The 11,096-nt window shown below is 67.2% G+C and carries 13 protein-coding genes; 8 read left to right on the top strand and 5 right to left on the bottom strand.

Going from position 1 to position 11,096, the window contains the following annotated elements; all coding sequences use genetic code 11:
• Nucleotides 1-4 precede the first annotated feature (4 nt).
• Entirely contained in the window at nucleotides 5-352 is a 348-nt protein-coding gene (locus B4A72_RS07015; RefSeq protein WP_292978269.1) for a secondary thiamine-phosphate synthase enzyme YjbQ, read from the top strand.
• Nucleotides 353-357: 5 nt separating this feature from the next.
• Here B4A72_RS07015 and B4A72_RS07010 read toward each other — a convergent pair whose 3' ends face one another.
• Nucleotides 358-561 carry a dodecin family protein gene (locus tag B4A72_RS07010; RefSeq protein ID WP_292957511.1) on the bottom strand — a complete coding sequence of 68 codons (204 nt, stop codon included), beginning with the start codon at nucleotides 559-561 and terminating at the stop codon, nucleotides 358-360.
• A gap of 82 nt (nucleotides 562-643) precedes the next feature.
• Entirely contained in the window at nucleotides 644-1,315 is a 672-nt protein-coding gene (locus B4A72_RS07005) for an SDR family oxidoreductase (RefSeq protein ID WP_292957509.1), read from the bottom strand.
• 159 nt (nucleotides 1,316-1,474) lie between these two features.
• On the opposite strand from B4A72_RS07005, the gene nrdR reads away from it, so the two are divergent.
• Both nrdR and ribD read left to right on the top strand, forming a co-directional pair.
• The gene (gene nrdR, locus B4A72_RS07000; RefSeq protein WP_292957506.1) at nucleotides 1,475-1,939 is read left to right on the top strand and encodes a transcriptional regulator NrdR; all 465 of its coding nucleotides are present in this window, start codon (nucleotides 1,475-1,477) and stop codon (nucleotides 1,937-1,939) included.
• On the top strand, nucleotides 1,936-2,946 hold the full coding sequence (ribD, locus tag B4A72_RS06995) for a bifunctional diaminohydroxyphosphoribosylaminopyrimidine deaminase/5-amino-6-(5-phosphoribosylamino)uracil reductase RibD (RefSeq protein ID WP_335662393.1): 1,011 nt from the start codon (nucleotides 1,936-1,938) through the stop codon (nucleotides 2,944-2,946). Before nrdR ends, ribD begins: the two co-directional genes overlap by 4 nt.
• Nucleotides 2,947-2,983: 37 nt before the next feature.
• Here ribD and B4A72_RS06990 read toward each other — a convergent pair whose 3' ends face one another.
• The 3 genes from B4A72_RS06990 to B4A72_RS06980 form a co-directional block, all read right to left on the bottom strand.
• A complete protein-coding gene (locus B4A72_RS06990) occupies nucleotides 2,984-4,993 on the bottom strand; it encodes a capsular polysaccharide biosynthesis protein (protein ID WP_292957503.1) in 2,010 nt (669 codons plus the stop codon).
• 7 nt (nucleotides 4,994-5,000) lie between these two features.
• Nucleotides 5,001-6,098, bottom strand: a complete 1,098-nt coding sequence (locus B4A72_RS06985) for a polysaccharide biosynthesis/export family protein (protein WP_292957521.1) — start codon at nucleotides 6,096-6,098, stop codon at nucleotides 5,001-5,003.
• A gap of 80 nt (nucleotides 6,099-6,178) precedes the next feature.
• Nucleotides 6,179-7,492: a capsule biosynthesis protein gene (locus B4A72_RS06980; RefSeq protein WP_292978267.1), complete on the bottom strand. Its 1,314-nt coding sequence runs from the start codon at nucleotides 7,490-7,492 to the stop codon at nucleotides 6,179-6,181.
• A gap of 264 nt (nucleotides 7,493-7,756) precedes the next feature.
• On the opposite strand from B4A72_RS06980, the gene B4A72_RS06975 reads away from it, so the two are divergent.
• The 5 genes from B4A72_RS06975 to nusB are packed head-to-tail and all read left to right on the top strand — an operon-like array spanning nucleotide 7,757 to nucleotide 11,085.
• Nucleotides 7,757-8,377, top strand: coding sequence for a riboflavin synthase (locus tag B4A72_RS06975; RefSeq protein WP_292957498.1), 621 nt, complete (start codon nucleotides 7,757-7,759; stop codon nucleotides 8,375-8,377).
• Nucleotides 8,374-8,940 (top strand): hypothetical protein, encoded by a 567-nt coding sequence (locus B4A72_RS06970; RefSeq protein WP_292957495.1) that lies wholly within the window; start codon nucleotides 8,374-8,376, stop codon nucleotides 8,938-8,940. Before B4A72_RS06975 ends, B4A72_RS06970 begins: the two co-directional genes overlap by 4 nt.
• Nucleotides 8,930-10,048, top strand: coding sequence for a 3,4-dihydroxy-2-butanone-4-phosphate synthase (gene ribB, locus B4A72_RS06965; protein WP_292957492.1), 1,119 nt, complete (start codon nucleotides 8,930-8,932; stop codon nucleotides 10,046-10,048). The genes B4A72_RS06970 and ribB overlap by 11 nt, the downstream gene beginning before the upstream one ends.
• Before the next feature lie 3 nt (nucleotides 10,049-10,051).
• Nucleotides 10,052-10,597 carry a 6,7-dimethyl-8-ribityllumazine synthase gene (locus B4A72_RS06960; RefSeq protein WP_292978266.1) on the top strand — a complete coding sequence of 182 codons (546 nt, stop codon included), beginning with the start codon at nucleotides 10,052-10,054 and terminating at the stop codon, nucleotides 10,595-10,597.
• Nucleotides 10,594-11,085 (top strand): transcription antitermination factor NusB, encoded by a 492-nt coding sequence (gene nusB / locus B4A72_RS06955; RefSeq protein ID WP_292957486.1) that lies wholly within the window; start codon nucleotides 10,594-10,596, stop codon nucleotides 11,083-11,085. Before B4A72_RS06960 ends, nusB begins: the two co-directional genes overlap by 4 nt.
• Nucleotides 11,086-11,096 lie beyond the last annotated feature (11 nt).

Below are 11,096 nucleotides of genomic sequence, written 5' to 3'. Positions count from 1 at the left end.
GGCGATTGACGCCGGCCGCGGGTTGCTGACGCTGATGGTGCGGCACACCTCGTGTTCGCTGCTTATCCAGGAAAATGCCGATCCAGACGTTCAGGTCGATCTTCTGGGCTGGCTGGACCGTATCGCACCGCCGGCCGATGATCCGTCGATGACGTGGATCAGCCACCGCAGCGAAGGCCCCGATGACATGCCCGCGCATCTGAAGGCCGCGATCCTGCCGGTCAGTCTGCAGATTCCGGTTTCCGGGGGGCGCATGATGCTGGGAATCTGGCAGGGCATCTATCTGGTCGAACACCGGACAGCGCCGCACCAGAGACAGGTGGCGGCGCTGTTTCAGTCCGATCCGGCCTGACCGGTTCAGTCGTCCAGAATGAACGTGACCATCATGTTGACGCGATAGCGGCTGATGGCGCCATCCTCGCAATCGACGGATTGCTCCTTGATCCAGGCGCTCTTGACGTGGCGCAGCGTCTCGTTGGCGCGTTTCAGTCCCTCGCGGACGGCATCCTCGAAGCCGGTATCCGAGGTGGCCGAAATTTCGGTGACACGTGCAATACTCATCTCGCTATCCTCCTACATGCGTTCTCGGAGCAGGGCCAACGTCCCGCCGCGCAATTGGTTCGTGCGGCCGCTTGTCGGCCGATCAGCTTTGCGGCATCAGATGGATTTCGCGGATCGCCGCGCGCTCGGGCGCTTCGATGATGTGCATCACCGCCGCCGCGACGTCCTGCACCTGCAACTTTCCCGGCGCGCCATCGTCGAAGAAGGGTGTATCGACCATGCCCGGCGCAACGACCGCGCACCGGCCACCCCATTCGCGCATCTCTTCGGCCATGTTTCCGGCATAGCCATGCACGAACCACTTGGTCGCGCCATAGATCGAGCCCGCGATATGCCGCCGACCCGCGGCCGAGCCGGTCAGCACCAGCGTCCCCTTGGTCTTGCGCAGTTCCGGCAGGGTCAGCCTTGCGGTCAGCAGCAGGCCCGTGATGTTCAGTTCGATCATGCCGCGAATATCGTCCAGATCGGCCTTTTCCGTGCCGGGTGTTTCCAGACCCCGGCCGGCATTGGCGAAGGCCGCGTCGATGCCGCCGAAACGCGACACGCAATCCGCCACCGCGCCGGCCAGGTCGGATTCGTCGGTGACATCGCCGGGCAGGGGCAGCGCAGCCTCGCCCAGTTCGTCCGCAAGATTGCGCAGCTTGTCCCTTGATCGGGCGAACAGGCCGACATTCCAGCCGGCCTTGACGGCTTCGCGCGCAGTCTCGGCGCCGATGCCCGAGGATGCGCCGGTGATGAACAGGGTCTTTGCCATGGGATGCCGCCTTTCGGATCATCTGAGTTTCCGCCCGCCAACGCGGCTTTCCTGCCACATGTTCCACTGCGCCTATCTTGTGGGCTGTGGATAAACTCTACCCAAACCCTGCCACCGCACCTATAGTGGCTGCGGATCGCCGGACCGAGGGAACAACTGATGCGCTGTCCGTTTTGCGGAAATGTCGATACGCAGGTCAAGGATTCACGCCCGGCCGAAGATAACGTCGCCATCCGCCGCCGCCGCTTCTGCCCCGCCTGCGGCGGTCGCTTCACCACTTATGAACGTGTGCAGTTGCGCGATCTGGTCGTCGTCAAGTCGAACGGACGGCGGGAGGATTTCGACCGCGACAAGATGGCGCGCTCGATCCGGATCGCGATGCAGAAGCGCCCGGTCGAACCCGAACGGATCGAACAGATGATCTCGGGGATCGTCCGGCGGCTGGAAAGCACCGGCGAGACCGACATCGCCTCGAAGATGATCGGCGAGATCGTGATGGAGGCTCTGTCGCGGATCGACAACGTGGCCTATGTCCGTTTCGCCAGCGTTTACAAGAACTTTCAGGACGCGGGCGATTTCGACAAGTTCGTGTCGGAACTGCGCCCCGGCGCCGCCAACGAGTGAGCCCCGACCGGGCCGAAGACGCGCGCCACATGGCCCATGCGCTGCGTCTGGCACGGCGCGGATTGGGCAATGTCTGGCCCAACCCGGCCGTCGGTTGTGTCCTGATCCGCGACGGTCGCGTTGTCGGACGCGGCTGGACCCAGCCGGGGGGGCGCCCCCATGCCGAGGCCGTGGCGCTGGATCAGGCCGGGCCGATGTCGCGGGGCGCGACTGCCTATGTCACGCTGGAGCCCTGCGCCCATCATGGCCGCACGCCGCCCTGCGCCGAGGCGCTGGTGCGGGCCGGGATCACCCGCGTCGTCACCGCGCTGACCGACCCGGACCCGCGCGTCGGCGGACGCGGCCATGCGATCCTGCGCGCGGCCGGAATCGCGGTCTGCGAGGGCGTGGCCGAGGCCCGGGCCCGCGCGCTTCAGGCCGGTTTCCTGCTGCGCCTGTCCGATGGGCGACCCTTCGTGACGCTGAAGCTGGCCACCTCTTTCGATGGCCGCATCGCGACCGCCAGCGGCGAAAGCCAGTGGATCACCGGAGCCGGGGCCCGCAGCCATGTCCATGCCCTGCGCCTGAGCCATGATGCGATCCTGGTCGGTGGCGGCACTGCCCGCGCCGATCTGCCTTCGCTGAACGTGCGCGGCCTTGGTCCGGTGCGCCAGCCGGTGCGCGTGATCGCGACGACCCGGCCCTTGCCGGATCTGCCCCCGGAAGGGCCGGATCACGGCCCGCTGTGGCAGGTCGGCGGAGACCCGCGGGCGATCCTGGCCGATCTTGCCGCCCGCGGCATCACCCGGCTTTTCTGCGAGGGCGGGGGCATCCTGTCTGCCGCGCTTGTGCAGGCGGGCGTGGTCGATCAACTGATCGGCTATACGGCGGGCATCGCCCTGGGCGCCGAGGGCCGCGCATCCATTGCGCCGCTGGCTCTGCCAAACCTCGCCGCGGCGCCGCGATTTCGCCTTGTCGAAAGCCGCGCGATCGGCCCTGACCTGTTCCACCGCTGGCTGCGGGCCTGATCCCCGGCCGGGTCGAGGGCCGCAGCGCCTGCGCCCGCTATCTGCGCCAGATCCAGCTATGCCCGGCCAGCATCCCCTGCGCCTTGGCCAGAAGCCGCAATCCCGGCCCACGGCCGGTCGCGCGGCAAGCCAGTCGTGCGACCGCGATCTCGACCGGGCAGGGCAGCCCGGTCACCGGGTCGCGATAACGCGGATAGGCGATCAGGCAGGCATGGACCAGCGCCGCAAGATCGGGACGTGCGGTGCGGCGCGCGGGCACGGGGCCCAGATCGCGCGTCAGCCCCCAGCCTGCATAGAAAGGCGCCCCCAGAACCGTGACCGGCACCCCGCGCAGAAGTGCCTCGAATCCCAGCGTCGAGGTGATGGTCCAGACCTCGTCCACCTGGTCCAGCAGCGCCAGCGGATCGGCCCGGCGCGCGACGTGATCGGCCAGTCGCGCCAGTTCGGATCCGGACACCGCGCCAGGCCGCAGACCGGCCTCGATATCGGGATGGGGCTTGTAGATGACGAAGGCGTCGGGATTGTCCGCCCTGACGCGGGCAAGAAGCGCAAGGTTGTGCCGCTCTTGCCCGGCGCCGAGGCGGATCGAGGCGTCATCCTCGACCTGGCCGGGGACAAGGATGCGCCGCCGCCCGTCGCGTGGCGGCAGATCGGGGGCATCGCCCGCCAGGTTGTATTTCGTCAGGCCCGCCGCACGGATCGCGCCGATCAGAGCCCGGGCCCGCGCAGTCCCGCCCGGCGGCAGGGGCGCCGCGATCAGGCGTTCCAGCCGGCTTTCGCGGCCGGGGTCATAATAGATGCCCAGATCGTCCGCGACCAGCGACAGCGGCGGTGTCAGTTCGGCGCCCAGCCCGCGCGAGCGCAGAAAGCCGTCCTCGACCCTCGCGGCTTGCGGCACCCTGTCGGCGCGGCCTGCCCAGGCCAGCGTGACCCGCGGCGAGGGCGTGCGGGCGAAACCCAGCCCGGCGCTGTCGCCGAAGGCGTGCAGGATGAAGCGGCGTTTCCACGCGCGCATGCCATAGGCCAGATGGCCGCCGCGATCCTGCCGAAAGACGCGCGCCTCGGCCTCGATCTGGTTCACGGCACCATCGAAATCGGTCAGCGCGTCGCGGCAGGGATCATACCAGCAGGGCGCCAGCAGATGAGAGGCGGCGAACAGATCCTCGGGCGCAGCGGCGCCGCGGCGGTCGGCGGGCAGCATCGTTTCATCGTCGCTGAGGCCCCAGCCGGCATAGAATGGCAGGCCGAACAGCCGCGGGCGATGCCCTGCCAGCAGCGCCTCGTAGCCCAACTGGGAGCTGATGGCATAGACGCTGTGCGCATTTTCGACCAGCCGCCAGGGCGAGATCGGGGCGTCGCAAAGCAGATCGCCGGGGCGCAGATCGGCGCCGGTCAGGTGGCCCGGACGCAGGCCGGCGGCTGTCTCGGGATGGGTGCGCAGCACGATCGGGCGGTCGGGATGTTCGGCCCGTGCCGTTTCCAGCATGGCCAGGAACCGGCCGCGGCCCGCCCCCAGCAGCGAGGCGTCGCCGCGCGTCTGGTCGATGACCAGGACGTAGCCGGGCGGGGGCGCGGCAAGCCGGGGACGGTGGAAATTGTATTTCGACAAATCCAGCGATCGCAGCCGGGCGATACCCTGGATTGCGGCCTGGCGATGCGCGACGGTCACGCCCGAGGCGATCAGTCGTTCCAGCAGCGATGGCCGCGCCGGATCGAAATGCACCCCGCAAGGGTCGATCAGAAGGCCGATCGGACCGCGCCGCGCCACCGCGCCGCGCGCCCGCCCCGGAAGGATCGAACGCAGGAAGGCATCCTCGACCGTGATCAGCCCGCAACCCCGGCGCGTCGCGATGGCGCGACCGCGCCACGCGGTCGGACTGGCGCCCCAGATGCCGATGTCATCGCCCGCGCGGGGCAGGCCGGCGGCGATTCTCCAGCCGGCCAGTTCCATCATCCGCCGCAGGCGCGGGCGGGCGAAAAAGCCCCCATTGAACACGAAAAGCCGCCGGGGTTCGCCCCCGGCGGCCATGCCCTCATCCGCCGCCATGGCCGGGCTAGTTCCCCAGTTTGCTGAGATTGTCGGCCTGTCGGACACCGCCGGTGATGGCCGACAACACCTTGTTCCACTGCACGTAGGGTGCTTCGGTCACATAGACCGTATCCTCGTCGCGGATCAGGAAATCGCGGGCAAGGAACAATCCGTTCGGCTTGGTCAGATCCAGCACATAGGCCATCCGCTGCGAACCGGAGACGCGCTTGCCCAGAACCCGGCTTGCGACGGATTCCGGTTCGTCGCGCAGGATGAACACGCCGGTCGGATCGGCCAGGTTTGAATTCAGGCCCCCGACCATCGCGATGGCCTCGACCGCGCTGATCATGTCATTGCCCAGCGGCACCCGCGTCTGACCGCCGAGGGCGCCGATGGCGGTAAAGTTGCGCTGATCCTCTTCGACCAGGATGATGTCGCCGGGACGCAGCGCGATGTCGTTCTGGCCGGAATAGAGATCGGTCAGCCAGACCTTGCCCATGTCGTTGCCGCGCTTGACGGTCACGACCGCGATTTCGGGGGCGATGGAGACACCGCCCGCCCTGGCCAGCATCGCCGACAGGGCGCGGGTCGGACGTTCGATCGGATAGACGCCCTGGGACACGACCTTGCCCATGACCGAAACCGTGGCCCCGTCGCCGGCGACGCGCGCCACCGTCACCTGCGGATCGGGGGTCTGCGTCGACAGCCGCTGGGTGATGATCTGGCGCAATTGTTCGGGGCTGTTGCCCGCGGCCCGCACGCGGCCTGCATAGGGCACGAAGATGTAGCCCGCGCTGTCGACCTGAATTTCCTGGAGGTTGGTTGAACTTGATCCCAGCGAGGTCAGAAGCCCGTCATCGACGTTTTCCCAGATCGACAGGCCCAGCACATCGCCCGGCCGGATCTCGTCCGCGCCGACCTGGCCCGCATTCCTGAAGCCGCTCGAAAAGCCGTAGGTCGGAACGAAATTCGCGGCGCGGGTGACCTGATCGTTGACATAGACCACATTGGCATTGCCGCCGCGCTCGACCGAGCCTGCGTAAATCTCGCCCTTGGTGGGGCCGGACCGTGGCAGGGCGCAGGCGGACAGCAGCGTCAGGGCCGCAACCAAGACCAGCCGCATGGCGGCGGCGGGTGAGAATGGGACTGTCACCTCGAAAACTCCTGTCTTGCTCGTCCCGGCCCTTGTTGTCCGGTTTGCGGTTAATCTAGCGTCTGCCGGGCCCCTGGGCCACAAGAACAGGGGATCCAGGCCACCGGATCGGTGATTTGCTGCCGATGTGTCACATGTCCATCGGCCAGTGTCTCGTAAGGGTCAAGGGGGGCCAGCATCATATCGGCCACCAGCCGCAATGCGTGGGCGCGCGAGCGGCGCGAATAGAAGCCGCCGGGTACCTGGCTGGTCTGCAACAGATAGTCGCGGAAGATGCGGTAGGCGTGCGGATCCGGGGCACGCGGCGCCTTGAAGAAGTCGGCCAGGGTCTGGTCCGAGGTGATCCCGGTCTTCTGATAGACCGCGCATCCAAGCGCCTTGACCGGAATGCCGCGCCAAAGCGCCTGCTGCGCGGCTGTCGAATTCACGGTCACGATGGACCGCGCATGGGCCATCAGATCGGCCAGCTTGCCGCCGCGCAGATAATGGACCCGTTCCGTCAGCCCGTGACTGGCCGCGGAATCGCGGATCGCGTGGCGATTGCGCGCGCGGCCGTCCTCCAGCGGATGGGCCTTTAAGATCAGGTGGTGGTGACGTGGCGCCGAGCGGGCGAATTCCGCGATGACCGTCTCGACGAATTCGGAATTCCTGCGAAAGGGCGAATGACCGAGAAAGTTCGAATCGTGTTCGAGCTGCAGCAGAACCAGCGAATAGGGCTGACCCGACAGCTTGATCCGCCGCCATCGAAGCGCGCGTTTGAGGTTGTAGGCCGGCATCAGCATCAGCCTTTGCAGGTTCAGCCGGAATTCCTGCCGGACGGTGATCGCGCGGTGGCCGGCATAGCGGCGATAGCGCCGGTTCGCCGCCAGAACCAGGAAATGATACAGCGCGCCATAGAACTTGTGATGACGCATGTCGCCCCAATGCGCAGGCGGGCGGTGGATTTCCGCGGAGGTGTCGCGCAGGGCCGCGCGCATCTGCGACAGTGAAATTTCCAGGAGCGGCGAGGATCCGTTCGAGCCGCCGCGTTCATAGCTGATCCAGTAGGGCCGCAGATAGCCCTCCTCGAAGACGTGAAAACGCAGGGCCTCCTGATGGGCCACGCTGCGGGCGATGGCGTGGATCGGCCGCACGTCGCCGTAAAGCACGAGATCGGTGACGTTCTTCTCGACCAGGATGCGGTTCAGATGGGCGGGCCAGTCCCGAATGGTCGCTTCGTGGCGGATGAAGTGATCCTTGTCGTCCCAGAAAAATTCGTCGCCGGCGTTGAAACCACAGCGCCACACCGTCGCGCCCGCCTGCCGCAACAGGTGCCCGAGGCGGTTGAAGAAGGGTCCATGCGGTCCTTGCAGCAGCAGAAACACCCTTTCTTCCATCGCGGGAAGACCGGCTTGCGATGGGTCGCTGTCTGAATGGTCAAGAGGGTTGTGAAACATCGGCCGGCAAAGTGACAAGGTGCAATTGCCGGACAGTTTGCACGTTCGGGTGGTATTTTCCACGATTTTGTCGCGTCAGGAGGACCGGCCGGCGTCGCGTCGCGCCGGATTCGGGCGGTGGGCGATCGGCCCATGCCTTGCGCGGCGTGGGCCGATCGCCTAGGTCATTGCGCGTGCACAGGGGGCTTGGCGATGTTCACGGGCATCATCACGGATATGGGCGAGGTTCGCGTGGTCGAGATGCGCGGCGACATGCGCGCGCGGATCGGCTGCGGCTATGACATGGCGGGCGTCGATCTGGGTGCCTCGATCGCCTGCGACGGGGTTTGTCTGACGGTGATCGCCAAGGGCGCCGACTGGTTCGATGTGGATATTTCGGCCGAGACGCTGTCGAAAACGAATATCGGCGCGAATGGCTGGGCGGTCGGCAAACGGCTGAATCTGGAACGGGCGCTGAAGGTGGGCGACGAACTGGGCGGCCATATCGTCAGCGGTCACGTCGATGGCGTGGCGCGGATCGTCGCGGCGCAGGATCAGGGTGACAGCCTGCGCCTGACCTTCGAGGCGCCGCCGGCGCTGGCGCGTTTCATCGCGCCCAAGGGATCGGTCGCGCTGAACGGCACCTCGCTGACGGTGAACGAGGTCGAGGGCAATCGTTTCGGCATCAATCTGATCCCGCATACGCGGCAGGTCACCACATGGGCCACGGCCGCGACCGGCGATGCGGTCAATCTGGAAATCGACACGCTGGCCCGCTATGTCGCGCGGCTGGCCGAGGCCGGGGCGGCGGATACCGGGACCGCGACGCGATGACCCGGATCGGAGACAATGGCGGTCCGGCGATGGATGGGACGCGGTGGCGCGCCCATTGCTGGCACCGGGCGCGGGCCGATCTGCTGCCGGTCCTGCCGGTCGAGGTCGTGCGGATGCGGGTGCGCCGCGCGCAGGCGCTCGGGCTGGACTACAAGACCTATGCCGGGGTTCGGGCCTCGACCGGGCGCGATCTGGTGGCGTTTCTGTTTTCCTCGAATGCACTTGGCGTGTTTCGCGACGGCGCGGCCCTGCCCGGCGGACGCGAGTGCAGGTTGCAGACCCTGACGGCGTCGCGGCATCTGGGGGCCGGGCCGGGGCTGGACCGTCTGGCGCTGGCGCGGCGCATCGACGCCGATTCCAGCCTGGATCTGCCGCGTTTCGGCCAGAGTTGGGCCTTTATGCGCGATGAGGTCAAGACCTGGCTGCGCCAGCAACATCTGCCCGGTGACGCAGTGCTCATGATCGGCGAAACGGATCACGAGCGCGAAATGATGGCGGCCGGAGGACTGGCCGGGTTCATCACCGGAATGCGCTATTTCGAAGGGACGCGCCATGCAGTTTGAAAAACCCGGCCCGGTCGAACGCGACTTTTCCGACGCGATCTCGTCCATCGAGGAGATCATCGAGGATGCGCGCAACGGGCGCATGTTCATCCTTGTCGATCACGAGGACCGCGAGAACGAGGGCGATCTGGTGATTCCGGCGCAGATGGCCACGCCCGATGCGGTGAATTTCATGGCCACCCACGGGCGCGGCCTGATCTGCCTGTCCCTGCCTGCAGCCCGGATCGAGGCGCTCGGCCTGACGCTGATGAGTCCGCGCAATTCCTCGCGCCACGAGACCGCCTTCACCATGTCGATCGAGGCGCGAGAAGGGGTCACGACCGGGATCAGCGCGCATGACCGCGCCCGCACCATCGCCGTGGCCATCGACCCGACCAGGGGCGCGCCCGATATCGCCACGCCAGGCCATGTCTTTCCGCTGCGCGCCCGCGATGGCGGGGTTCTGGTCCGCGCCGGCCATACCGAGGCGGCGGTCGATATTGCGCGGCTGGCGGGGCTGAACCCGGCCGGCGTGATCTGCGAAATCATGAACGAGGATGGCAGCATGGCGCGGCTGCCCGATCTGGTGGCCTTCGCGCAGAAACACGGGCTGAAGATCGGAACGATCAGCGATCTGATCCGCTATCGCCGCCGCTACGACAATCTGATTGCCGAACGCGCGTCGCGCATCGTCCATTCGGCTCATGGCGGCGAATGGATCATGCGCATCTTCGCCGACGAGATGCAGGGCGCGGAACATATCGTGCTGAGCAAGGGCGACCTGACCGCGCCAGGCCCCGTTCTGGTGCGGATGCACGCGCTGGATCCGCTGCATGACGTGCTGGGGATCGGCGGGGCGGGCGCCGGCAGCCTGCCCGCCGCCATGCGCGCGATCGCGGACGAGGGCCGCGGCGCCGTCGTGCTGATCCGCGATCTGACCCACGCAATCCGGCAGCCCGACGAGGCCGGGCCGCACACCCTGCGTCAATACGGCCTGGGCGCGCAGATCCTGTCGGCACTCGGCCTGTCGGACCTGATCCTGCTGACGAATTCCGCCCCGGTGAAGATCGTCGGGCTTGACGGCTACGGGCTTTCCGTCCATTCCACGCGGCCTATTCCCAAGGACTGAGCCATGGTCTTGAACACTGCGCATCACGAATTGCCGCTTCCGACCTTCGATTCGCCGGTCCGGCTGCTGGCCGTGGTCGCGCCCTATTATCGTGCGATCGCCGATGGCCTTCTGGCCGGCGCGCGGGCGCGGGCCGCCGAAGCCGGCGCGGTGATCGACGTGATCGAGGTTCCCGGCGCGCTGGAAATCCCCGCCGCCATCGGGATCGCCGCGCGGCAGGCCCATTATGACGGTTTCGTGGCACTTGGCTGCGTGATCCGCGGCGAGACGACGCATTACGATACGGTCTGCAACGACAGTTCGCGCGGGCTGACGCTGCTGGGTCTGAACGGGGTCTGCATCGGCAACGGCATCCTGACGGTCGAAAATCCCGAACAGGCTCAGGTTCGCGCCGATCCCGCCGGGCAGAACAAGGGGGGCGGGGCGGCCGCGGCGGCCTTGCACCTGGTGGCGCTGTCGCGCAGATGGGCCGCCCGGCGCGACCCTGACCGCGCGCCCCGCGACGTGATCCGTCTTGCGGGCGAACTGGACGGGCAGGGCAAGGCATGACCGAGGCACGACAAAACTCACGCTCGGGGTCAGACCGCCGCGCACTTAGCGGGGCGGCACGGCTTTATGCCGTCCAGGCGCTGTTCCAGATGGAGGCGGCGGGACAATCGGCCGATCGCGTGCAGCGCGAATTCGAGACCTATCGCATCGGCGCCGAGGACGAGGAAGGGCAGATGCCCGAAGCCGATCGCGATCTGTTCATGCGCATCGTCGATCAGGCGGTGACCTGGCAATCCCGGATCGACCAGGCGACGGATCGGGGGCTGGTGGCGAAATGGCCGATCGACCGGATCGATCCGGTGCTGCGCGCCCTGTTTCGCGCGGGTGGCGCCGAACTTGCGGGCGCCAGGACCCCGCCAAAAGTCGTCATCACTGAATATGTCCGCATCGCCGAGGCCTTTTTTCCCGACGGCCGCGAGCCGAAATTCGTGAACGGGGTGCTGGATCACATGGCGCGCGATCTGCGCCCGGATGCATTCGACGGATGATGTGACGCCGG

Source organism: Paracoccus sp. UBA5162, assembly GCF_002413585.1.
Classification (GTDB): Bacteria; Pseudomonadota; Alphaproteobacteria; order Rhodobacterales; family Rhodobacteraceae; genus Paracoccus.
Note: the sequence above shows the minus strand (reverse complement) of the source record. Positions and strands in the feature narration are given on the sequence as shown.